The sequence below is a fragment of the Pedococcus dokdonensis genome (assembly GCF_900104525.1).
Classification (GTDB): Bacteria; Actinomycetota; Actinomycetes; order Actinomycetales; family Dermatophilaceae; genus Pedococcus; species Pedococcus dokdonensis.
In genome coordinates, this window is sequence record NZ_LT629711.1 from 3,382,105 (window position 1) to 3,404,616 (window position 22,512).

The 22,512-nt window shown below is 71.6% G+C and carries 24 protein-coding genes; 6 read left to right on the top strand and 18 right to left on the bottom strand.

Features of this window, described 5'->3' with window-relative positions; genetic code table 11:
* Positions 1-10: 10 nt before the first annotated feature.
* The 3 genes from BLQ34_RS15950 to BLQ34_RS15960 are packed head-to-tail and all read right to left on the bottom strand — an operon-like array spanning position 11 to position 3,430.
* Positions 11-676 carry an ArsR/SmtB family transcription factor gene (locus BLQ34_RS15950; RefSeq protein WP_091787704.1) on the bottom strand — a complete coding sequence of 222 codons (666 nt, stop codon included), beginning with the start codon at positions 674-676 and terminating at the stop codon, positions 11-13.
* Positions 669-2,048, bottom strand: coding sequence for an MFS transporter (locus BLQ34_RS15955; protein ID WP_091787706.1), 1,380 nt, complete (start codon positions 2,046-2,048; stop codon positions 669-671). Before BLQ34_RS15955 ends, BLQ34_RS15950 begins: the two co-directional genes overlap by 8 nt.
* Entirely contained in the window at positions 2,045-3,430 is a 1,386-nt protein-coding gene (locus BLQ34_RS15960) for an MBL fold metallo-hydrolase (RefSeq protein ID WP_091787709.1), read from the bottom strand. Before BLQ34_RS15960 ends, BLQ34_RS15955 begins: the two co-directional genes overlap by 4 nt.
* A gap of 303 nt (positions 3,431-3,733) precedes the next feature.
* Here BLQ34_RS15960 and BLQ34_RS15965 point away from each other — a divergent pair, with 303 nt between their 5' ends.
* The 3 genes from BLQ34_RS15965 (at position 3,734) to BLQ34_RS15980 (ending at position 5,388) form a co-directional block, all read left to right on the top strand.
* Positions 3,734-4,069 carry a YnfA family protein gene (locus tag BLQ34_RS15965; protein ID WP_091790096.1) on the top strand — a complete coding sequence of 112 codons (336 nt, stop codon included), beginning with the start codon at positions 3,734-3,736 and terminating at the stop codon, positions 4,067-4,069.
* Between the two features lie 73 nt (positions 4,070-4,142).
* On the top strand, positions 4,143-4,457 hold the full coding sequence (locus BLQ34_RS15970) for a thioredoxin family protein (protein WP_231961322.1): 315 nt from the start codon (positions 4,143-4,145) through the stop codon (positions 4,455-4,457).
* Positions 4,458-4,830: 373 nt separating this feature from the next.
* Positions 4,831-5,388: a DinB family protein gene (locus tag BLQ34_RS15980; RefSeq protein ID WP_157693105.1), complete on the top strand. Its 558-nt coding sequence runs from the start codon at positions 4,831-4,833 to the stop codon at positions 5,386-5,388.
* A gap of 680 nt (positions 5,389-6,068) precedes the next feature.
* Here BLQ34_RS15980 and idi read toward each other — a convergent pair.
* From idi to BLQ34_RS16000, 4 genes are read right to left on the bottom strand one after another with little or no spacing between them, the layout of a single operon-like run.
* Complete coding sequence (idi, locus tag BLQ34_RS15985) at positions 6,069-6,674, bottom strand: isopentenyl-diphosphate Delta-isomerase (protein ID WP_091787714.1); 606 nt, start codon at positions 6,672-6,674, stop codon at positions 6,069-6,071.
* Entirely contained in the window at positions 6,671-7,729 is a 1,059-nt protein-coding gene (locus BLQ34_RS15990; RefSeq protein WP_091787717.1) for an NAD(P)/FAD-dependent oxidoreductase, read from the bottom strand. Before BLQ34_RS15990 ends, idi begins: the two co-directional genes overlap by 4 nt.
* Positions 7,726-8,256, bottom strand: coding sequence for an isoprenylcysteine carboxyl methyltransferase family protein (locus BLQ34_RS15995; RefSeq protein ID WP_091787720.1), 531 nt, complete (start codon positions 8,254-8,256; stop codon positions 7,726-7,728). The genes BLQ34_RS15990 and BLQ34_RS15995 overlap by 4 nt, the downstream gene beginning before the upstream one ends.
* 7 nt (positions 8,257-8,263) lie before the next feature.
* Positions 8,264-9,343 (bottom strand): type III polyketide synthase, encoded by a 1,080-nt coding sequence (locus BLQ34_RS16000; RefSeq protein WP_091787723.1) that lies wholly within the window; start codon positions 9,341-9,343, stop codon positions 8,264-8,266.
* A 66-nt stretch (positions 9,344-9,409) separates the two neighbouring features.
* On the opposite strand from BLQ34_RS16000, the gene BLQ34_RS16005 reads away from it, so the two are divergent.
* Positions 9,410-10,255 carry a UbiA family prenyltransferase gene (locus tag BLQ34_RS16005; RefSeq protein WP_231961323.1) on the top strand — a complete coding sequence of 282 codons (846 nt, stop codon included), beginning with the start codon at positions 9,410-9,412 and terminating at the stop codon, positions 10,253-10,255.
* 79 nt (positions 10,256-10,334) lie between these two features.
* On the opposite strand, the gene BLQ34_RS16010 is transcribed toward BLQ34_RS16005, so the two are convergent.
* Complete coding sequence (locus BLQ34_RS16010) at positions 10,335-10,649, bottom strand: WhiB family transcriptional regulator (RefSeq protein ID WP_091790105.1); 315 nt, start codon at positions 10,647-10,649, stop codon at positions 10,335-10,337.
* Positions 10,650-10,825: 176 nt separating this feature from the next.
* Here BLQ34_RS16010 and BLQ34_RS16015 point away from each other — a divergent pair, with 176 nt between their 5' ends.
* Entirely contained in the window at positions 10,826-13,222 is a 2,397-nt protein-coding gene (locus BLQ34_RS16015; protein WP_091787725.1) for an ATP-binding protein, read from the top strand.
* Between the two features lie 58 nt (positions 13,223-13,280).
* Here BLQ34_RS16015 and BLQ34_RS16020 read toward each other — a convergent pair whose 3' ends face one another.
* The 4 genes from BLQ34_RS16020 to BLQ34_RS16035 are packed head-to-tail and all read right to left on the bottom strand — an operon-like array spanning position 13,281 to position 15,996.
* Positions 13,281-13,466 (bottom strand): hypothetical protein, encoded by a 186-nt coding sequence (locus BLQ34_RS16020; protein WP_091787728.1) that lies wholly within the window; start codon positions 13,464-13,466, stop codon positions 13,281-13,283.
* Positions 13,467-13,486: 20 nt separating this feature from the next.
* Positions 13,487-14,491, bottom strand: a complete 1,005-nt coding sequence (locus BLQ34_RS16025; protein ID WP_091787731.1) for a hypothetical protein — start codon at positions 14,489-14,491, stop codon at positions 13,487-13,489.
* Between the two features lie 46 nt (positions 14,492-14,537).
* Complete coding sequence (locus BLQ34_RS16030) at positions 14,538-14,993, bottom strand: VOC family protein (protein WP_091787734.1); 456 nt, start codon at positions 14,991-14,993, stop codon at positions 14,538-14,540.
* Positions 14,994-15,018: 25 nt separating this feature from the next.
* On the bottom strand, positions 15,019-15,996 hold the full coding sequence (locus BLQ34_RS16035) for a helix-turn-helix transcriptional regulator (RefSeq protein ID WP_091787737.1): 978 nt from the start codon (positions 15,994-15,996) through the stop codon (positions 15,019-15,021).
* A 97-nt stretch (positions 15,997-16,093) separates the two neighbouring features.
* On the opposite strand from BLQ34_RS16035, the gene BLQ34_RS16040 reads away from it, so the two are divergent.
* Positions 16,094-17,653: an MFS transporter gene (locus tag BLQ34_RS16040; RefSeq protein WP_091787739.1), complete on the top strand. Its 1,560-nt coding sequence runs from the start codon at positions 16,094-16,096 to the stop codon at positions 17,651-17,653.
* Positions 17,654-17,735: 82 nt separating this feature from the next.
* Here the strand turns inward: BLQ34_RS16040 and BLQ34_RS16045 are convergent, their stop codons facing one another.
* From BLQ34_RS16045 to BLQ34_RS16070, 6 genes are all read right to left on the bottom strand, one after another.
* The gene (locus tag BLQ34_RS16045) at positions 17,736-18,098 is read right to left on the bottom strand and encodes a fluoride efflux transporter FluC (protein ID WP_197674723.1); all 363 of its coding nucleotides are present in this window, start codon (positions 18,096-18,098) and stop codon (positions 17,736-17,738) included.
* Complete coding sequence (locus tag BLQ34_RS16050) at positions 18,095-18,505, bottom strand: fluoride efflux transporter FluC (protein WP_091787741.1); 411 nt, start codon at positions 18,503-18,505, stop codon at positions 18,095-18,097. Before BLQ34_RS16050 ends, BLQ34_RS16045 begins: the two co-directional genes overlap by 4 nt.
* Positions 18,505-19,734, bottom strand: coding sequence for a pyridoxal phosphate-dependent aminotransferase (locus BLQ34_RS16055; protein ID WP_091787744.1), 1,230 nt, complete (start codon positions 19,732-19,734; stop codon positions 18,505-18,507). The genes BLQ34_RS16050 and BLQ34_RS16055 overlap by 1 nt, the downstream gene beginning before the upstream one ends.
* 4 nt (positions 19,735-19,738) lie before the next feature.
* Positions 19,739-20,350 (bottom strand): hypothetical protein, encoded by a 612-nt coding sequence (locus BLQ34_RS16060; protein ID WP_231961324.1) that lies wholly within the window; start codon positions 20,348-20,350, stop codon positions 19,739-19,741.
* Between the two features lie 88 nt (positions 20,351-20,438).
* The gene (locus BLQ34_RS16065; protein WP_091787749.1) at positions 20,439-21,911 is read right to left on the bottom strand and encodes a DHA2 family efflux MFS transporter permease subunit; all 1,473 of its coding nucleotides are present in this window, start codon (positions 21,909-21,911) and stop codon (positions 20,439-20,441) included.
* Entirely contained in the window at positions 21,890-22,456 is a 567-nt protein-coding gene (locus BLQ34_RS16070) for a PadR family transcriptional regulator (RefSeq protein ID WP_091787752.1), read from the bottom strand. The genes BLQ34_RS16065 and BLQ34_RS16070 overlap by 22 nt, the downstream gene beginning before the upstream one ends.
* Positions 22,457-22,512 lie beyond the last annotated feature (56 nt).

The following is a 22,512-nucleotide window of genomic DNA, read 5'->3' on the forward strand; positions in this document are numbered from 1 at the left end:
GACTTACCCGTCAGGCGGCTCCGTCCAGCCTTGCGCTGCCAGTGATGCGCCATTCCAGGACGCCGTCCTCCGCGCGTCGAGCCGTCATGCCTTCGTTGTTCAGCAGCCGCGCGGCGTCGTGGGCCAGGACGCAGTACCTGCCGCGGCAGTACGCGACGATGTCTGCCCCGGCAGGCAGCTCAGCGAGTCGGTCGGCGAGCTCGTCCAGCGGGATGTTCACCGCCCCCGGCAGGTGCCCGGCGTCGTACTCGGTGCCGGGGCGAACGTCCAGGACAACGGTGCGGCCGTCGCCCAAGCGGTCCAGCAGCTCCTGGGTGCTCACCGCGGTCGTGTCGTCGGGCCCCAGGTACGCCTGGCGGGCCAGCTCGGTGTGCGGGCGGTGCCCCTGGGCGACGGTGCGCAGCTGCGCGAACAGGGCGGCGACGTCGTCGCCGGTCAAGGAGTAGAAGACGCGCTTGCCGTCGCGCCGAGTGCTGACCATGCCAGCCTCCCGCAGCGTCTGCAGGTGAGCCGAGCAGGTGCCGACGGCCAGGTCCGCGGCGGCGGCGAGGTCCTCGACGCTGCGTGGCCCCTGCGCGAGCAGGTCCAACAGCTCGAGGCGGGACGGGTTGGACAGGGCCTTCCCGGTGGCGGCGAACTCGGCGAAGAGCGCAGCTTTGGCGTCGCGGTCACCCATGGTGAACCTCCTGCTCGGCGGTCGGCGTCGGGGTTGGGTTTGGGTCTGTGGCGGTGGTGTTTGGCTGTCGGTGGGAGCGGGGGTGGGTCTCGTACATGCGGACAGCCACCACCAGCCCGGACGCTGCAGTGAGGGCGGCGACCACCCAGATCGCGGCTCGGACCCCCACGGCGTCGGCGATGAGACCAGCCAGAAGTGCGCCTGCGGCGAACCCACCGTCGCGCCACAGCCGGTAGATGCCGACCGCACGGGCGCGCCATGCCGGGTGGGCAACGTCACCGATGGACGCAAGCAACGTCGGGTACACCGCCGCAGTCCCCAGCCCCAAAGACGCAGCAGCGAGGGCCCATACGGTGAACGAGTCCCCGAGTGCTACAAGCCCGAGTGCGACGGCTTGCAGGAACATCCCGGAGGCGATGAGCCACTTGCGACCCCACCGGTCGGACAGGGCACCCGTGACCAGCTGCCCCGCACCCCACACGGCTGGGTACACCGCGGCCAGGACGCCGATGCGTCCCACGCTCAGGCCAGCGCCGGCGAACAGGATGGGAAACAGTCCCCACGCCAGGCCGTCGTTGAGGTTGTTGACCAGGCCAGCCTGGCTGGCTGAGGACAGCGCGGGCTCACGGAAGCTCGTCTGGGTGAACACGGCCCGGTTGCCCAGCTCGGCGTGCAGGTGGTCATGCAACCCGTCGTCCCGGGCGACATGGCCGGCGGCCTCCAGGCGTGCGTGGTCGCGGGTCTCCCGCACGACCAGCGTGGACAGACCCAAGCCGAGGGCGGCGAACGCGATGCCGAGCAGGAACGGTGCCGGGCGCAGCCCGTAGGACTGGGCCAGGTACCCGGTGAGCAACGCGGTCACGGCCACGGCCCCGTAGCCCGCGGCCTCGTTTAGCCCCATCGCCAGGCCACGGCGGGCCGGCCCGACCAGGTCGATCTTCATCACCACGGTGGTGGACCAGGTCAGGCCCTGACTGATGCCGAGCAGGACGTTGGCGACGATGACCCACGCCCACGAAGGAGCCCAGATCAACATCAGCGGCACCGGGACAGCGACCAGCCACCCAGCGACCAGGACCGGTTTGCGCCCGTACCGGTCCGCCATCGTGCCGGCGAAGTAGTTCGTGGCCGCCTTCGCGAGCCCGAACACGAGGATGAAGCTGAGCCCAGCGGTGTACGCCTTCAGCCCGAACTCGCGGTCGCCCAGCAGCGGAAGAACGGTGCGTTCCTGCCCGAGCATCCCGCCGACGAGGGCGTTGACGGCAACGAGCAGCCCGAACTGGGCGGCGTTCTGCCGCAGCCCCAACCGGATGGCTGGAGCTCCTTCAGTCCGCGCAGCGTCCGTGGAGTCGGGGGCGTTGGTGCCGCTCATCGTCCGGTCTCCAACGTCCGGCTGGTCGTGGCCGCCCAGTCGCCGGGTCCGCCGGCCAGGACGGCAACCTCACGTCGGCCGGCGCGGGCCAGGAGGCTGGCGGCGCTCATCGCACGCTCCCCGTGACCGCACATGACCACCAGGGGTCCCGCCGGCAGAGTTGGGAGGGGGTGGCCGGTCAGGGTGCCGAGCTCGACGTGGGCTGCGCCGGGCACGTGTCCGGAGGTGAACTCGCCGCTCTGGCGGATGTCCAGGACGGTCGCACCGTCCAGGGCGTCGGCGGCGACCAGCGGGATCGACGCGGTGGGCAACCCGGCTGCGCTCCACGACGTCATCCCGTCGGTGAGCTCGCCAGCGAACAGGTCGTAGCCAACCTTGCGCGCCTGCCACACGATCTCGGCGGGGTCCTGGTCGGCGTCACGCACCACGACCAGTGGCGTGCCGGGGGTGATGAGCCAGCCGAGCCAGGTCGCGAACGCGTCCCGCAACGGGATTGACACCGCCCCGGGCACGTGGGCGCGCGAGAACGCCTCCAAGGCGCGCACGTCGACGACAGGGGACCCGGCCGACGCCAGCGCCCGAACCTGTCCCGGTTCCAAGGGGTTCAGGGAGTCGCCGTCGACCAAGGGTGGCCCGAGGCGGTTGACCTCGCCGAGCCGGCTGAAGTACGGCGGGTAAGTGCCCAACGAACCCAGCAGGGCCTGGACGAATGCGTCCTCGGACGGCGCGCGTAGCAGCTGGTTGGTGGCGCGCTCGGTCCCGATGCTGGAGGTCCGCTGGGCACCGGGGGGTGCGGAACAGAACGACCCGGCGCCGTGCGTGGGCCACACCGCGACCCGGTCATCAAGGCCGGCGAGGCGCTGCAGCGACCGGTACTGCGCCCTGGCCAGCTCCTCGGTTAGCTCGGGCGAGACGAGATCGGTGCGGGCCGCGGACCCGACCAGCAAAGACCCGCCGGTGAACACGCCGACGGTGTTCGCGCCGTCCAGCACCTCGAACGCGATGTGCTCGTGGGTGTGGCCCGGAGTTGCCAAGGTGCGCAGGGTCAGGCCACCGAGGTCGACCTCGTCACCGTCGGCCAAGGCCCTGTGGGCGAACTCGCGGCCGCCGGCGGCGGAGGCCAACACCGTCGCACCATCACTGGCAGCCAGACCCAGCGAGCCGGACAGGAAGTCCGCGTGCAGGTGGGTGTCCGCGGCGAAGGCTACCTTCAGCCCGCGCTGGTCGGCGGTCGCGTGCAGGGCCCGAAGGTCCCGGCTCGCGTCCATCGCCAACCCGCGCCCGTCACCGAGATCGAGCAGGTAGGCCGAGTTCCCCAGCCCCTCGTCAACCAGCGGGAGGATGCGGACCGGCAAGGCGGGGGTGGGCTCGGACGAGGTCATTTCCTCATTCTATATTTATATGGAATGACTTCCGTTCCGGGGTGCGCGCTCTACCCGGTGGCGCTCAGGCCAGGGTGGACAAGTAGTCCCGGAACCTGACTTGCCGCGACGGCCGTCACCTTCGTCTTCGCCGGGACCGTGTTCGCACTCGTCGTCGCGGGGGCCGCCGGACTCGCTCTGACCCGTCGCCGCAAGGCGGTCGCCGCGGCCTCATGCACGCCGGCCGCGCCCGGGCCGGTCGACGTCACCCGCACCACCGCGCCGCTCGGACATGGGCCCAAGGCGGATGACGGCATGGCTGTTATGACTGTGATCCGCTCCATCCTGCTGTTCCTGACCGCCGCCATCGCTGAGATCGGTGGGGCCTGGCTGGTCTGGCAGGGGGTGCGTGAGCACCGCGGCTGGGTGTGGGTCGGCGCCGGCGTGCTGGCGCTGGCTGCGTACGGGTTCGTCGCCACCTTCCAGTCGGACCCGAACTTCGGGCGCATCCTGGCCGCGTACGGCGGGGTGTTCGTCGCCGGGTCGCTGGCCTGGGGTGTCGTGTTCGATGGGTTCCGTCCGGATCGGTCCGACATCGTCGGCGTCTTGGTCTGCCTGGTTGGGGTCGGGGTCATCATGTACGCGCCCCGCTCCGCGTGAGCGCGGATGCCTGCGGCAAGCAGATTGGGCGGTCGGTGGTCTCAGCGATTCGGCGTGAGGCGATGATGAGGGCATGAGCATGGACGTGACGGTGCTGTACTTCGCCGGATGCCCCAGCTGGCGGACGACGGTGGAGCGCGTGCACATGGCGGCTGAGCAGGCGAGCGTCCCGGTTGAGGTGACCACCCTGGCGGTTGAGACCATCGAGGAAGCGCAGCGGGTTGGCTTCGCGGGGTCGCCCACCGTCTGGCTTGAGGGCACCGACCCGTTTGGGCAGCCGGATGCCGTGCCGGCACTGGCGTGTCGCGTGTACGCCACCGCGGATGGCATGGCTGGTTCACCCACGGTCCGCCAGCTCGCTGACGCCCTGAGGCAGCGGGCCGCCTGAACGGGGGAGCCCTGACCTCTGGCGACGCGGGGGGTGTGGGGCGACGATGGGCTAATGACAGCTGCAGCGGTGGAGCACGAGGGGGCCGAGCGCCCGGCTTGCTGGTGCTGCGGGAACACGTTCGACGAGCAAGACCTGTCCCGGCTTGGGACGCACCCGGAGGTCGGGGTGTGCGCCGGGTGCGCGCATTGGCTGCACCGGCGCGCGCGCTCCGCCGCCGACGCCGGCCGCCGCACACCGGGTGCTCTCGCACGCCAGGGTGGTGCCTCGGCCAGAGGGCGGGTCATGCGCGCCGGCGCTCAGAACTGGCCGATCGTCGGACCGCTGCTCCGACGCCTGGACAGGCACCTGCCCTGATGGTTCGAGCCACCCGATGACCGCCCAGGACGAGGAGGGCGCGGGGCAGGTGGATCGTGGCGCCATCGTCGGCGACCTGACCGGATGCCGGCGCGACCTGCACGAACTCCTCGCGATCGCCACGCCGGAGCGGCTGCGCGCGCGGAGCAACGGGACGGCCTGGACCAACGAGCAGCTGCTGTTCCACATGGTGTTCGGGTTCCTCATCGTGCGTCGGCTCCTGCCGCTGGTCCGCCTCATCAGCTCGATGCCGCCATGGGTCGGGCGCGGCTTCGCCAGCCTGCTGAACGCCGGGCGGATTCCGTTCCACTGGGTCAACTACGCGGGGGCCTGCGGCGGCGTACTCGCGTTCAACCACGCCCGGATGGGCTGGTTATGCGACCGCACCATCGACCACCTGGTCACCAGCCTCGAGCAGGAGCCGGAGGAGCGGCTGCGCCGTGGCATGCCCTTCCCGACCAGCTGGGACCCGTACTTCGAACCGCTCATGACTTTGGCGGACGTGTACGCCTACCCGGTGTTGCACTACGCCCACCACCGCGCCCAGCTCACAATCGAGGCGTGGGGGGTTTGACGCAGTCCTCTAAGACGTGGCCAAGTCGAGCTAACGCGGGAATCATGGAATGCGCGACTCCATGGCGATCACCCGGCCCGTGGGGTCTCGAGCCGCTCTTTGAGCCGCGCAGGGTCGAAGGCTGACGTTCCGATCTTCAGGCAGAGGCGAACCCGCACGTCATCAGCCATCCCTACGTCTCCGTGCACCGCCCCGTGCAACATCCGGCCTTCTGTTGCCCGCGCGGTGTACGCACTGCCCGAGAACTAGGTCGGATCTCTGCGCCGCCTCGCGGAGAAGTCGTTGGGGCGGGCATGCAATCCAATCAGCCACTCCGCGGCACGGAGGCCATCTGCAGATCGAGGAGGCAGGCCCAGAAATGGGCCCAAGAAGCCCGACTCTGAACGAACTGAGTAACAATCCGACAACACTCGGCTTTGGACGACTGAACGCGTCTACAGCGCTGTGACCTGCGACGATGCGCCACCGAGATCCTCTGTAAGTCGTGTCGAGTCACGTCCAGCCGGCGTCCGCGAATTGCTACGGATCAGAAGGTTAGGGGTTCGAATCCCTTCGGGCGCACTCGATCGTCGTTCCGGCGATCACCAGGTCTGAGTTGAGACAGACGATGGGGCCCCCGCTCGCGGCAACGCGACGGGGGCCTTACTCGTGCCCCGCTCCTGGTGGCCGGGCCTTCCCCGTCACCAATCCCCGGTCCGCGCCAAACCTGCGAGGCGAGCGGCTCGGGGCAGGAGTGTGGGGTCGGCGGCTGGCCAGTCCCGGGGCTGGGGACCGAGGAGCACGAGCTGCTCGACCTGCTCGCGGCACCAGGACGACACGGTGCGCCGGCCGTCCAGCACCTCGGCGGAGAAGTCCGCCCACGGCACCCACTCGGTGCCACCCACCTCCGCGGGGTCGAGGGTCAGCTCGCGACTGGTCAGCTCGGTCATGAAGACCGGGCACCGCTCGTTCTCGACCACACCGCCCTGCTCGGCGACGTACGCGAACGCCGGCAGCACCAGCCGCAGCGCGCCGATGGTCACTCCGAGCTCGTCCCGTGCGCGCCGCCGCACTGCCGCGTCGAGCGGCTCACCGGGCGCGGGGTGCCCACAGACCGAGTTGGTCCAGACCCCCGGGAAGGTCGCCTTGCTCGGCGCCCGCTGGGTGACGAGCAGCGCCCCTTCCGGGTCGACGAGGTATGCCGAGAAGGCCAGGTGCAGGGGCGTCGCACCATGGTGGACGGTCGCCTTGTCCTGCGTGCCCACCGCGCGACCCTGGTCGTCGAGGAGGACGACGAGCTCGGTCACGCGGACCGACCCAGCTCGTTGACGGCTGCGGAGAACACCCAGGGTGCGCGTGCCGCCAGTGGCACCAGTGCCCGGCGGGCGACCTGCGGCCGGGTGGCCTGCAGCAGTCCGTGCGTGAGCAACGAGCAGCGCCAGGTGGCCGCGAGCCAGGCCCGCTCGTAGTCCCGGGGGTGCCCGCCCGCCACTGCGGACACGGCCGCCCGAGCCTGCGCCAGGCCGAGCGAGATCCCTTCGCCGGTCAGGGCGTCGACGTAGCCGCTGGCGTCGCCGACGAGGAGCACGCGGCCGTCGACCCGTCGGCGGCTGCGCTGCCGCAACGGCCCGGCTCCCTGCACCGCCGTGGCGGGCTCGGCACCAGCCAGGTGCGAGGCCAGGGAGGGGAACTGCGCGAGGTGCTCGGCGAACGGTCGCCGCCGGCGGCTCAGGACCGCCACCCCGACCAGGTCGTCCCCCACCGGGGTGACGTAGGCCTCCGCATCCGCGGCCCAGAGCACGTCGACGTGGTTCGACCAGGGCGCGAGGTGGAAGTGCTGACGGAGCCCGTAGCGCGCGGCCCGGTCCGGGGGGTGGTCGAGGCCCAGGTGGCGCCGGGTCCACGAGTGCAGCCCGTCTGCCGCGACGACGTGGCCGGCGCGAAGGGTCGGTCCTTCCGTGCCGCCGGGCGAGCTGGTCGCCACGTCCACGCCGTCGGCGTCCTGTCGCAGGTCGGTGGCGGAGAGCCGGTGGACGGCAACGCCCGCATGCTCGACCGCGCCCGCCAGCCGGGAGTGCAGCTCGGTGCGCCGGACTCCGCGCCCGAGGCCGTGCCGGAAGTCGGCCACGGCGCTGCCGCGAGCCGACAGGTAGCGGATCCCCTTGACGGCGTGGCCATCCGGATGGACGCCGAGCTCAGCCAAGGCGGTGAGCCCGCCAGGCATGAGCCCTTCGCCGCAGGCCTTGTCCACCGGGCCGGGTCTCGGCTCCAGCACCTCCACCGTGAGGCCACGCCGCACGGCATACAGGGCGGTGGCCAACCCGACCGGTCCGCCGCCGACCACGAGCAGGTCGACGCTCACGTCGCGCCCGGCCGGACGCCGAGGGCCTGCTCCTCGACCCGGATGCGCACCGACAGCAGGGCGACGTTGAGGACGCTGAACGCCACGGCGGTCAGCCACGCGGTGTGGACCAGCGGCAGAGCCACCCCTTCGACGACCACGGCGACGTAGTTGGGGTGGCGCAGGAGCCGGTAGGGGCCGCCGGCGACGAGGGGAGCCCCCGGCACCACGATCACGCGCGTGTTCCACTGCGGTCCGAGCGTCAGGATGCACCACCAGCGCAGGGCCTGGGCCGCGACGACGAGGGCGAGCATCGGCCAGGCCAGGAGGGGGACGAACGGCCGGTCGGTGGCGACGACCTCGACCACGGCGCCCACCAGGAGGGCGGTGTGCAGCGCCACCATCGCAGGGAAGTGGCTGCGACCCGACTCGACGCCGCCGCGCGCGAAGGCCCAGGCCGCATGGCGTTTCGACACGACCATCTCGGCGAGGCGCTCGACGCCGACCGCAGCGACGAGCACGGTGAACCAGAGCTGGGAGGTGGTCATGGCCGCCTCAGCCGGCCGCTCTCAGCAGCACCAGCTCGAGGCAGAAGCCCGGCCCCATGGCCATCAGCACCCCGTGGCTCCCGGGTGTCGGTGGGTGGTCGCGCAGGGTGTCGGCGAGGACGTGCAGGACCGAGGCCGACGAGAGGTTGCCGATCCGGTCCAGCGAGTCCCAGGTGACGCCGAGCGCCTCGCGCGGCACCGAGAGCGCGTCGGCCATCGCCTCCAGCACCTTCGGGCCACCCGGGTGGGCCACCCAGAACCCGATGTCGGCCCGGGTCAGCCCGTGCTGCTCGAGGAAGCCGTCGACGTCCTCGCGCAGGTTGGCCCGAACCAGCTCGGGCACCTCGACGCCGAGGACGATCCGCAGGCCGGAGGCTCCGACGTCCCAGCCCATGGCCCGCTCGCTGTCGGGGTACATCCGGCTGCGGGTCGCCACGACGCGCACGTCGTGACCGGTGTCCGGGCCGACCTCGGCGGCCCGCTCGGCGCCGAGCAGCACGACGGCCGCGGCCCCGTCGCCGAAGAGCCCGCTCGCAACGAGGTTCGCCGTGGAGGTGTCGTCACGCTGGACGGTGAGGCTGCAGAGCTCGGCCGAGAGCAGCACCGCCACATCGCGGGGGTGTCCGAGCAGGTGGTCGTGGACCCGCGCGACGCCAGCAGCCCCGGCCACACAACCCAGGCCCACGATCGGCAGCCGCTTCACGTCGGGGCGCAGCCCGATCCGGGCGGCGATGCGGGCCTCGAGGGACGGGACGGCGAGGCCGGTGACGGTCGTCGAGACGATGAGGTCGACGTCGGTCGGGGTGAGGCCGGCGGCCTTGAGGGCGTCGACGACCGCCTCGGAGCCGAGGTCGACTGCTGCTGCGATGAACTCGTCGTTGGCCTCGCCGAAGTCGCGCAGCTCCGCATAGCGCTCCAGGGGCAGCGCGAGGTGCCGGTGGCTGACCCCCGCGTTGGCGTGGATGCGCTCGAGGAGCAGCCGGTCCACCCCGTGCGCGCCGAGCACGCTCGCGAAGGCCTCGGTCACCTGGGCCTGGGCGTAGCGGTGCTCGGGCAGGACCCCGGCGACGGACACGATGCGGCTCACCCAGTCAGCCTAGGCACAGCCGGACGCTTCGCGCCCGCAAGCACCGCCGAGACCTAGGGTGGCTGCGTGACGACCGAGCCGACGACGGCAGGCCCGCCGGTGCGGCCCCGGGCCGGGACGCTCGGCGCACTGGTCCGGGCGAGCCACGCCGGGCCCACCGTCGCCGTCACGGTCCTGACCGCACTGCTCACCGTCGCGCTCGACCTCACCGCCCGCCCCGCGTCCCTCGTGACGGCCGCCGTGTTCACCGGGCAGCTCACGATCGGGTGGTCCAACGACCTCCTCGACGCCGGCCGCGACCGCGCCGTCCACCGCGCCGACAAGCCGGTGGCGCGGGGCGAGGTCTCGACGAAGCTGGTGCGCACCGCGATCGGCGCCGCAGGCCTGACCTGCCTCGTCCTGTCGATGGCGTGCGGCTGGCGCTCGGGCCTGGCCCACCTCCTGCTCGGGGTCGGGTCGGGTTGGGCCTACAACCTCGGCCTCAAGCGCACCGGGTGGTCCGCCCTGCCGTATGCCGTGGCCTTCGGGATCCTGCCCGCCGTCGTCTCCCTCGCGGGGCCCGACCGGGGCTGGCCCCCCGGGTGGATGGTGGCCACCGGTGCGCTGCTCGGCGTGGGTGCGCACCTGCTCAACGCGCTGCCCGACCTCGCCGACGACGCCGCCACCGGGGTGCACGGCCTGCCGCAGCGGCTGGGCGCCGCTCGGGTGCGGATGCTGGCCCCGGCCGTCCTGCTGGCCGGCTCGGCGGTCGCCACCCTCGGCCCCGCCGGGACGGTGCCGGCCTGGTCGTGGACGGTCCTGGGCGGCTGCGTGCTGCTCACCGTCGTCGCGGTCGTCGGGCGCGGCCGCGTGCCGTTCCTCGCGGCGATCGGCATCGCCCTCGTCGACGTGGTGGCCCTGCTCGCCCGCTGAGCCCCGGGGCCGCCGCCGGTGCATCGAGGCGCAGGAGGCCGGTCGCACCCTTCTGGGAGCTACGGCGTGGAGGTGGGAATCAGGCTGCTCCGCGACGGAGGGAACGTCCCGCACCTGCTGCGGCAGGTTGGTCGCGGATCGCCGCGCGCTCCAGGGCGGTGAGCCCACCCCATACCCCGTAGTCCTCGGCGGCGATGGCGTGCACCCGGCACTGTGCGATCACCGGGCAGACCCGGCAGACCCGCTTGGCGGCTTCCTCCCCGGCTGCCCTCACCCCGCCACGCGCGTTCTCCGACTGGAAGAAGACGGCGACCGGCACGGACCGGCACGACGCGCGGTCCTGCCACTCGTACTCATCGAGGGTGGGCTGCGGGAGCCGCTGTGGCTTTCTCATGACGACCACCTGCCGATCGGGGACTGGACGTCCGAGTCGTGCCCCGCGGGAGCCCGGGCCAAACCTCGGTGAGTCGAGTTGAAACGGTTTTGCCCGGTTGTCTAGAGTTCTCCCGTTCAACCGCGGTCAGACAGTCGGCGCAGCGGGTGGCACTGAATGTTGCTCCTGGGTGCCCGATGACTGATTCCTCGGAGCTGCTCGCATCGCTGTTCCCCGGCGACGACGAGGCAGCCTCCCTCGCCCGTGCCACCGACTGGGCAGCCACCCCGCTCGGCCCGCCCGAGAGCTGGGGACCCGAGCTGTGCGCAGCGATCCGCACCGTCCTGCCGTCGAAGGTGCCGATGCTGCTGTGGTGGGGCGAGGACCTGGTCCAGGTCTACAACGACGCCTACCGCCCGTTCCTCGGGTCCAAGCACCCGGGCGCGATGGGGCAACCCGGTGCCGAGTGCTGGCCGGAGATCTGGGCCGAGGTCGGTCCGATGGCCCGCAAGGTGGTCGAGTCGGGCGTCGCCAACTACGAGCAGAGCCTGCTGCTGTTCCTGGAACGCCACGGCTTCACCGAGGAGACCTACTGGACGTTCTCCTACAGCCCGGTCTGGTCCGCAGACGGTGCCGTGCTGGGGGTCTTCGTCGCGACCAGTGACGTGACCGCGCCGCGCATCGAATCGCGTCGGCTCCAGACCGTGCGCGAGCTCGCGGTCCTCAGCAGTGCCGAGCCCGCCGCCACCCTGGCAGGCAAGGTCACGGCGGCTTTGGAGGGCAACCGCTACACGGTCCCCTTCGCTGCGGTCTACCTCCCGGACGCCGACAGAGGCGCCCTGGTGCGCACCGCCGACTACGGACTGGGCCCGGCCAACTCGACCCTGCCCGCGTCGATCGCCCTCGACGGCCACCACCCCGTCGCGAAGGTGGCGACGTCTCGCTCCGGGGGCTTCCACATCTGGGACCCGGATGAGCTCAACGCCGAGCCGGGGCCGTTGGGGCCGACCCGACCGACCGGCGGACACATCCTCCCCCTCGGTGACCCCACCCGGTCCCTGGAGGGAGTGGTGGTGCTGGGGCTCAATCCCTACCGCCCCATCGACGACGCCTACCTCACCTTCGTCACGTTGTTGGGCCGTCAGGTGTCCGCCCTGCTGGCCGAGGCGCGCATGGGTGAGGTGGAGCGGGCGAGGACCACGGCGCTCACCGCCCTGGACGCGAGCAAGACCGCCTTCTTCGCCAACGTCAGCCACGAGTTCGGCACGCCGTTGACGGTGGCGTTCGCCGCGGTCCGCGAGCTGCGTGAGTCCGGACTGTCTGACGAGCAGGCCCAGCACGTCGACGCGATCGCCCGGGCCTCGACGCGGCTCAACCGCCTCGTCGAGGCGCTCCTGGACTTCGCTCGGGCCGAGGCAGGGCAGCTGGTCCCCGAACCGGAGCCGGTCGACCTGGCCGAGCTGACCACGGACGTCCTCGGCATGTTCCGGAGCGCCATCGAGTCGGCCGGGTTGGCACTGCACGCCGAGGTCGACGACGTGGGGCTCGTCGTCACCGACCGCGAGACGTGGGTCAAGGTGGTCGGCAACCTCGTGTCCAACGCCTACAAGTTCACCGAGTCGGGGGCCATCCGGGTGAGCCTGCGCCGGATCGACGAGACCGTCGAGCTGGCGGTGGCCGACACCGGCCGGGGCATCGCCCCCGAGCAGGTCGACAAGGTCTTCGCGCGCTTCCACCAGGTCGTCCAGCAGCCCGCCCGCGGCGTGGCGGGCACCGGCATCGGCCTCGCGCTCGTGAGGGACCTGGTGGAGACGCAGGCAGGGCGGGTCAGCCTCGAGTCCAGGCTCGGCGAGGGCACGACCGTGACCGTGACCATGCCCGTGGTGCGCCACGCCGAGGGGGCCCTGCCGCCCCGGCGTGCTGAGCTGGCCACGGGGGCCGAGGGGCTGTTGCCCGACGCGGACGTCGTCGCCCTCCCCGCTGGTTCGGTGGCTGCCGAGGACGCGCCACGCCTGCTGTTGGTCGAGGACCACGCCGACGTGCGGGCCTACCTGAGCCGGTTGCTCGCGGCCGACGGCTGGTCGGTCGTGGCCGTCGCCGACGCCGCTGCCGCGATGCGGACGACCGAGGCCCCGGACATCGTGCTGTGTGACGTGATGCTGCCCGGGCCGAGCGGTCTGGACCTGGTCCGCATGCTGCGTGCCGACCGGGCCTGGGCGCACGTCCCCGTCGTCCTGCTCACGGCCCGGACGGGCACCGCCGAGGTCGCCGAAGGGCTCGCCGCCGGCGCCGACGACTACGTGCGCAAGCCGTTCGAGCCGGTCGAGCTCGCGGCGCGGTTGCGCAGCCACCTCGAGCTGGCCCGTGGCCGGAGCGAGGTCGCGGTGCAGGACGCCCAGCGAGCCGCCAATCTCGAGTCCGCGCTCGAGAGCAACCGGGTCATCGGGATGGCGATCGGTGTCCTCATGTCATCGCACCGGGTCACCAGCGCCCGGGCCTTCGAGCTCCTGCGGGTCCGCAGCAACCAGACCAACCGCAAGCTGCGGGAGGTCGCCGAGGAGGTCGTGCTCAGCGGCGAGCTCTCCACTCCCTGAGCGACCTGTCGGTGTTCCGCGTGGCCCCACTCGCAGGGCGAACGGGACGGTCGAGTCGTCAGCGACGGCGGCGGGCACCGAGGGCGACGACGACGCCGACCAGCGCCACGAACGGCCCGATCACCGCCCAGATCGCGACCCCGCTCATGCCACTGCCCCCGACGATGTCGAGTCCCTGGAGCGTCCAGAGCAGCCCGACGAGGACGAGGACGATGCCGATGACCAGCGAGACGCGGGGGTTCACGGGTCGAGCCTACGTCGGGGTCAGGCCGGGTGGTCGGTGGCGAGGTGGGCGCGCAGCGCGACGTAGACCTTGCGCACGCCGATCGCGCGCTGCAGGTCGTCCTGGATCCGGGTGAAGAACTCCCGGCGGTAGTTCTGGTCGATCACGGCCTGGACCGTGAAGTACAGGCCGGCGAAGGCCGACAGGAAGATCGCCACCGAGAAGAGCTCGTCGCTGACCAGGTGGAACGGCCCCGTGTAGTGCGGCGGCGACCCGACCCAGGCCTCGATCACGCTGGGGCGGATGGCGACCGAGCCGAAGAGCACGAAGAAGCCGAACACGATCAGGGCCAGCGACAGCATCTGGATGGCCTGCGCGATGAAGAGCATCAGCATCAGGTTGCGGCGCTGCAGGGGCGGCAGCCGGATGCCGGCCACTTCGGACGCGAGGTGCGGCTCGGCGAGGATCTCGCGGGCGGCCGACGCGACCGGCGTGCCGACACAGGTCGCGGCCAGCTGCTCTCCCTCGATCTCGGCGCCGACCCGCTCGATCTCGCTGCGGAACGACGGCGCGAGGAAGGCGACCGCGAGCGCCGCGAAGATGCCCACGCACACCCACAGCAGCGGCCTCGGAAGGGCCGACGAGACCTGCCAGACCTCGGTGTTGATGAAGAGGAAGGTGATGAACAGCAGGAGGAACGGCAGCGCCCGGGTGGCCAGCGGACCGATCAGCGACCGGTTCTCCCAGGCGTGGGCGAGCGCCCAGCGGCCGATCCGTCCCACCCGGAACATGCGCACCGCCCGGGCCAGCACCACGGCCGCCGCCATCAGCAGCCCCGCCGCCACGGCTGGGCCCGCACCGGTGTCCAGGTTCAGCAGGAGCACGGTCACGAGCACTGCGGGGACCGCGGCGAAGGCCGCCCAGAGGCCGACCACCCGCGGCGCCAGGGCCCGCTGGATGGCGTCGTGGCCGGACTCGACGAAGTAGGGCAACCCGTGGTCGTCGAACCAGGCCTCGCACTTCGCGACGTCGTTCGTGGTGAGCACGGGGCAACCCTCTCAGGCCGCGGTGGTCAGGCTGCCACGCCGCGCCTCAGACCACGCAGAACTCGTTGCCCTCGGGGTCGCGCAGGGTCACGGCGTAGTAGTCGGCGCCCTCGGGGGCGTTGCGGTAGGCGATGCTCGCGCCCAGTCCGACCAGCCGCTCGACCTCGGCCTCGATGCTCGCCCGCCGCGCGGCATACTCCATCGCCTCGCGCCCGGGCGTGTGCCTGACGTCGAGGTGCAGGCGGTTCTTCCCCGACTTGGGTTCGGGCACCTCCTGGAACCAGATGCGTGGGCGCACGCCCTCGGGGTCGACGATCGCGCCGCTGCCGGCCTCCGCGCCCTCGAGCTCGTCGTCCGGGATGCCGGCCGCCCGCCAGTAGGCGAGCCACGAGTCCCAGCCGTCGGGGGCCGGCTCCGGCACGTAACCCAGCGCCTCGCACCAGAACGCCACGAGGCGTGAGGTGTCGGCACAGTCGAATGTGAGCTGCCAGGTGGGGTTCATGCGGGCAGTGTCGCAGCCGGGTGTGTCAGCGGGCCCCGTCGGCGGCGGCGGCGAAGCGGGCCGACCACGTCCGCAGCACGTCGAGCACCTCGGGCGTCGCCTGCTCGAGCGTGAACGGCGCCTCGACCACGCCCAACCCGAAGGCCGCCCACCCCGGGTGCACCGCATCCATCTCGAGCAGGCAGGTCTCGTCGTCGACGGGGGTGACCCGGGCCCAGCGCCCCGTGCGGCGCTCGACCTGCTCTGCCGGCGCCTGCACCCGGGCGCGCACCACGACGCGGGTCTCGTTGCGGGACAGTCCCTTTCGCACGTATGCCGCCGCGTCACCTCCCGGCACCTCACGCGGCCGGAAGCGTGACCGGGTGCCGAACGGCTCGGTCAGCCGGTCCAGCCGGAACGATCGCCAGTCCTGGCGGTCGAGGTCGTAGCCGAGGAGGTACCAGCGGCGGCCGACGGTGACGAGACGGTGGGGCTCGACGTGCCGGCGGACCGCCTCGCCCGCGCCCTGCCCACCGCGGGCCTCGTAGGTGAACCTGATGCGTTCGGTGTCGCGGGTGGCCTGGGCCACCGCTGCGAGGACGTCCGCGTGGACGGCGGGTGCTTCGGAGAAGGGCGAGTCGTCGGTCACCGCGCGCAGCGCCTCGGCCCTGCGACGCAGCTTGGGTGGCAGCACCTGCACCACCTTGGACAGCGCGCTGACCGACGCCTCGGACAGCGCGCCGGCGGTGAGCTGGGCCGCACCGTTGAGCGCCACGACCATCGCGATCGCCTCGTCCTCGTCGACCGTGAGGGGTGGCATCGTCGCGCCGGCTCCCAGCTGGTAGCCACCCTCGACCCCGCGGACCGAGTCGACGGGGTAGCCGAGCTCGCGCAGCCGCTCGACGTCCCGGCGCAGGGTGCGCTCGGAGACCTCGAGCCGGTCGGCGAGCTCCGGGCCGGCCCAGAACCGGTGGGTCTGGAGCAGCGAGAGCAGTCGCAGGGTGCGGGAGCTGGTGTTGGCCATGACTTCAGGATGCACGGGAAAGCGGTCAGGAAGTGACCGGAAGTCTTCCTAGCGTGGTTCCTGACAGGAGATCCACGGACGGACAGAGGAGAAGGGCATGACCACCACACTCGAGGCCACCCGCGACGGGGAGCCGACGGCATACCCACCGGTCGAGACCGGACACCGCACCGAGCCGGGCACGCCGCCGGCCGACCCGACGGAGACGCAGGCCGTCGCGCGCGGCGCGCTGCCGGTCGGCAAGGCGCGGACGATCGCGCTGCTCAGCCTGTTCCTCGCGTCGACGATGGAGCTGCTCGACACGACCATCGTCAACGTCGCGCTCCCGACCATCGAGTCCGGGCTCGGGGCCAGCGCCGCGCAGCTGCAGTGGATGGTGGCGGCCTACCCGTTGGCGTTCGCGGTCGGCCTGATCACCGGCTCGCGGCTCGGTGACCTCTGGGGTCGCAAGCGGGTCTTCCTCGGTGGCCTGGTGGGCTTCACGCTCATGTCGGCTGCCTGCGGGTTCGCGCCGCACGCCGAGGCGCTGGTCGGGTTCCGCGCGCTGCAGGGGATGGCCGCGGCGGCGATGATCCCGCAGGTGCTGTCGAGCCTGCAGGTGATGTACGCACCGCACGAGCGGGCCAAGGCGATGGGGCTCTTCACCGGCCTGGCCGGGCTGTCGGCGGTGCTGGGCCCGGTGATCGGCGCGCTGCTGACCGAGGCAGACCTCGGTGGGCTGGGCTGGCGCTCGATCTTCCTGGTCAACGTCCCGTTCGGTGCACTTGCCATCATCGCGGCAGTGCGCTGGGTGCCGGAATCCGTTGCGGCACAGAGGCCGCGGATCGACCTGCGCGCAGTGGCGGTGCTGGCCGCCGGTCTGCTCGCGGTGCTCTACCCGCTCACCATGGGTCGCGAGCTGGGTTGGCCGGCCTGGGTGTATGCCGCGATGGCTGCGGGTGTCGTGGTGCTGGGGCTCTTCGCCCGTTCACAGGTGCGCTCCGAGCGGGTCGGTCGGGAGCCGCTGGTCGCGCTCGGCCTCTACCGCGGTCGGGGCTTCGCGGCCGGGTCGGCGATGAACTCGTTGCTCTTCATGGCGATGGCGTCCTACTTCCTCTGCCAGACCATCTACCTGCAGGCAGGGCTCGGCTGGTCGGTGCTGAAGGCCGGTCTGGCCGGGGTGCCGTTCGCGCTGACGACGACGGTCTTCGCGGGGGTGGGTGTCGCGGTGCTGGCGCCGCGGATCGGCCGGCGGGTGCTGCAGATCGGGGCGCTCACCTGGGCCGCCGGCGCCGTCGTCCTGGGTGTCGCGGTGCACGGGGCTGACGCCTCGACGTCGGTGTGGACGTTCCTGCCCGGGTTCGTCGTGGCCGGGGCCGGGTTCGGCCTGATGGTGTCGCCGATCGGCGTCTTCACCCTCGCCGACGTGCCGGTCGACAAGGCCGGGTCGGCCTCGGGGCTGTTCAGCACGACCGGTCAGCTGTCCGGGGCCGCCGGGGTCGCGGTGCTGGGGTCGCTGTTCTTCTCCGTGGTCGACGGCCACCAGTCGCCGGTGCCGGTCGAGATGTTCCGGCCCGCGATGGAGGTCGCCCTCGCGGTGCTCGTCGGGCTGATGCTCGTGGCGGCGGTCGTCGCGCGCCAGCTGCCGGCCATGCCGAGCCAGCCCACGGACCACTGACTCCGAGACGCTCGAACCGCATCGAGAGTGCGCGACACGCTGACGTCGGGACCGCCCGCGTAGCGTGTCGTGCACTCTCGACTCAGGAGGTGAGCAGGTAGCCGAGCCAGACGGCAGGGAGGCCGAGGCCCAGCGTGAGCGCCAGGTTGGCGGCGAATGGCTTCCAAGCGCGTTCCTCGAGGAACACCCAGGTCTCGAACGCCAGCGTCGAGAACGTCGTCAGCGCCCCGCAGAAACCGATGCCCACCAGCGGCATCAGCCACTCCGGCGGGTGCGGCACCCCCGCCACGAGGCCGAGCACGAACGAGCCCACGAGGTTGACCACCAGCGTGCCGAGGATGGTGCCGGCTCGCGTGTGGTCGCGGGCCCACCGGTCGACGACGAACCGCAGCGGCGCCCCGACCGCAGCCCCCGCCACCACCAGCAGCGCGCCCGAGCCGCTCACGCGCGCCGCCCGAAGAGCCGCTCGCCGATCGTGATCCCGATCCCCACCGCGGCGATACCCACGAGCAGTGACCCGACGAGGTATGCCGCGGCGACCAGTCCGTGCCCCGCCTGCACCATCGCGTGGATGTCGAGCCCGTAGGACGAGAAGGTCGTCCAACCGCCGAGCACCCCGACCCCGAGGAAGGGGCGCAGCCACGGGTGCGGCCGTGCCATCGAGAGCACCCAGACCACGAGCACCCCCATGGCCAGCGACCCGGTCACGTTGACGAGAAAGGTCGACCAGGCGAAGGAGCCGGCGACGTGGGGGAGCGCCAGCCCCACGGCATACCGGCCGAGGGAACCGAGCACGCCACCCGCGGCGACGGCCGCGAGCAGCCCGGCGTCACCGCGGCGCGCAACGTCCATCAGGCGCGCTGCGTCTCCAGGAAGTCGGCGATCCGCCCGATCGCCTCGGTGAGGACCTCGACGTCGGGCAGCGTCACGAGCCGGAAGTGGTCGGGCTCGAACCAGTTGAAGCCGGTGCCGTGGGTGACCAGGATCTTCTTGCTGCGCAACAGGTCGATGACGAAGGCCTGGTCGTCCTCGATCGGGTAGACGTCCGGGTCGAGCCGCGGGAAGCAGTACAGCGCCCCGTGCGGTTCGACGCAGGAGACGCCGGGGATCTCGTTGAGCAGCCGCCACGCGGTCTTGCTCTGCTCGTAGAAGCGACCGCCGGGGTGGATGTACTCCTCGATCGACTGGTAACCGCCGAGCGCGGTCTGGATCGCGTGCTGCCCGGGGACGTTGGCGCACATGCGCATGTTGGCCAGCAGCGTCAGTCCCTCGAGGAAGTCGGTGGCGAGCTCCTTGGGTCCGGACACCATCACCCAGCCGGCGCGGTAGCCGCAGACCCGGTAGGCCTTGGACAGCCCGCTGAAGGTCAGGCACAGGACGTCGTCGCCCGCGAACGTCGCGGTGTGGTGGTGGACGGGCTGGTTGACGTCGTCGGCGAAGAGGATCTTCTCGTAGATCTCGTCTGACATCAGGACCAGGTTGTGGCGGCGGGCGATGTCGGCCATGCCGCGCACGATGTCGTCGCTGTAGACGGCACCGGTGGGGTTGTTGGGGTTGATCACGACGAGGGCGTGGGTGTTCTCGGTGATCTTCGACTCGATGTCGGCGAGGTCGGGGTTCCAGCCGTTGGACTCGTCGCAGCGGTAGTGGACGGGCGTCCCGCCGGCGAGGGTCACGGCGCCGGTCCACAGCGGGTAGTCCGGTGCGGGCACGAGGATCTCGTTGCCGTCGTCGACGAAGGCGGTGAGCACCATCGAGATCAGCTCGGAGACACCGTTGCCGATGAAGACGTCGTCGACGTGCGTGTCGGTCAGCCCGCGCGACTGGTAGTAGTGCGCCACCGCGGTGCGCGCGGAGTAGATGCCGCGGGAGTCGCTGTAGCCCTGCGAGTTCGGCAGGTGGTGCACCATGTCCTGGAGGATCGCCTGGGGGGCCTCGAACCCGAACGGCTGCGGGTTGCCGATGTTGAGCTTGAGGATCTTGTGTCCCTCGGCCTCGAGCTTCTGGGCCTCGACCAGGATCGGGCCGCGGACGTCGTAGCGGACCTGGTGGAGCTTGCGGGACTGGGTGATTCGGCGCACGGGCTCAGTCTCCCAGCAGTTCGACCGTGGTCACGACGCTGGTCACGCTCGGGCGCGTCGGAGTCGAGCTGAACCCGAACCGGCAGGGCGGGTCGACGTCGGCCAGCCGCCCCAGGGGAGTGCCGCGCCACGAGCCGCCGAGGCTCGACACGGAGCGCAGGTCGGTGGCGCCGTACCACTCGCGGCGTCCTTCCAGCGCGGTCCCGCGCGTGCGGACCCCGCGCATCACGACCTTGGCGACCGGGTCGATGAGGGTGGCCCAGGCCGGGCTGGCCGCCACCGGCGGTGGCACCGCGCGCAGCAGCCAGCCGAGCGGCATACGGGGCCCGAGAGCCAGGTATGCCGTGAGCGCGCCTTCCGCCTGCACGTCCCAGCCGTCCGTGGTCGCCTGCACCGACACGGGTGTCGTGACGACCTCGTCGAACGCGTAGGTCTGCTGGACGAAGTCGGCGACCTCGTCGTCCGGGGCGAGGAGCGTCCGGTGCCCGGCAGCGTCCTCGACCATCACGTCGGCGAACGACCCGAGGGGTGACTCGGTCCACCGCCCCACGACGAACCGCACGCCGCTGGTCGAGCCGACCCCGGCGATGGCGCCCGTGAAACGCAGTCGCTGCACGCCCGCCAGCCTCTCAGACGCGCGAGTTTGAAGGGTCCGCCGGACCATGGCCCGGGAGATTCTTCAAACTCCGTCTCGCGCGCAGCACTCAGTGGGTCGGCTTGGTGAAGGCGAGGGCTGCGACGACGCCGATCAGCAGCACTGCGGCGGGGAGCAGCAGGGTCTGCGACATCGCCGTGGCGAAGCCGTCCGCGATCTGCGGCGGGAGCTTCACCCCCGAGGTGCGCTGCGACATGTCCTGCGGCACGCCTGGGAGGTTCGCGGTGAGCCGGGCCTCGATCAGGGCCGCGATGGCGGCGCTGCCCAGCACGGCGCCGACCTGGCGGGTGGTGTTGTAGATGCCCGACCCGGCACCGGCGGATGACAGCGGCAGGTTGCGGGTCGCGGTCGCGGCCAGCGGGGCCCACATGAAGGCGTTCGCGACACCCATGAGCGCCATGGGCAGCAGGAGCAGCCAGGTCTTGCTGTCGACCGTCGTGACCCGGCTCAGCCAGAAGAGGGAGGCCGAGCAGAGCGCCAGCCCGAACGCCGTGATGGTGCGCGGGTGGATGCGGTCGGTCAGCTTGCCTGCGACGGGTGCCAGCGCGGCAGACAGCACGGCCATCGGCACGAGCAGCAGGGCGGACCTGGTCGGGGTCAGGCCGCGGACGACCTGCGCGTACAGCATGAACGGGAAGGCCATGCCGGTGATCGAGAAGCCGACCGAGCTGATCGCGATGTTGGACAGCGAGAAGTTGCGGTCGCGGAAGAGTCCCAGCGGCACCAGCGGCTCGGTGCGGATCCGGCTCTGCCAGAAGATGAAGAGGCCGAAGATGACCAGGCCGGCGACGATGAGCAGGGGCACCGAGAGGATGCCGTTGATCTGGCCCCAGTCGTAGGTCTCGCCCTCCTGGATGCCGAAGACCAGCAGGAACATGCCGACGGCCGAGAGCGCCACGCCGACCCAGTCGAAGGTGTGGCTGTGCGTCTCGAGCCGGGGCACCAGGCGCATGGCCAGCACGAAGGCGACGACCCCGATCGGCACGTTGATGAAGAAGATCCACTCCCAGCCGGGACCGTCCACGAGCAGCCCACCCAGGAGCGGCCCGACCAGGATGGCGACGCCGGCGGTGGCGCCCCAGAGCGACATCGCCTGGCCGCGCGAGGCAGCCGGGAAGGTGCGGGTGATGACGGCCATCGTCTGCGGGGTCATCAGCGACGCGCCGAGACCCTGCACGACGCGGGCGATGATCAGCATCGCGATCGTGCTGGTCAGGCCGCACCACAGCGAGGCGACGGTGAACAGCGCGAGCCCGGCGAGGTAGACGTACTTCGGCCCGATCCGGTCGCCGAGCCGGCCGGTGATCAGCAACGGCACGGCATACGCGAGCAGGTAGGCGGAGGTGACCCAGATGACGGCGTTCACGTCGGAGTCGAGGCCCTGCATGATCGCCGGCGTCGCCACCGACACGATCGTGGAGTCGACCAGGATCATGAAGAAGCCGATCACCATCGCCCACAGCGCCGGCCAGGGACGGTAGTCGGCGGGGAGGTCGGTCCTCACGGTTGTGGGTGCGGCCATGGCAGGTCGCCTTTCTCGAGTCGGGAGATGAAGCCGTTGATCCAGTCCTGCTGGGCGACGGTCATGTGACGGATGTAGTCGGCGGTGATCCAGTACGCCTCGGCGACCTCGCGAGCCCTGGCCTTGTCGACGAGGCAGTCGATGTCGGAGAGCTCGCGCTCGATCACCGCGAGGTGGTCGCGCAGGTCGGCGCACACGGCGCTCGCGGGGGCGTTGTGCGCCTCGGCGAGGGCGAGCGCGAAGGTGGGGAACTCGTTGACCGGCTCGCGCAGGATCTCGCGGATGCGCGCGACCAGGGCGGTGCGTCCGGCATCGGTGATGGCGTAGGTGGTGCGCTCGGGGCGGTTGCCCTCGCGCCCGGTGCCGGTGGCCTCGGCCATCCCGTCGGCGGTGAGCCGGTCGACGGTGCGGTACAGCGACCCGGGGGTGACCCGGACGATGCGGTCCTCGTGGCGCTCCAGCAGCAGCTGGTACATCTCGTAGGGGTGCATCGACCGCTCGTTGAGGAGGGCGAGCGCCGAGATGGCGAGGGGGGTGAGCGTCATGCGGTGCCACGTCCCTTCGCTCGTCGGGTTGGTCGGGTGCGCCGGGAAGACCGTTC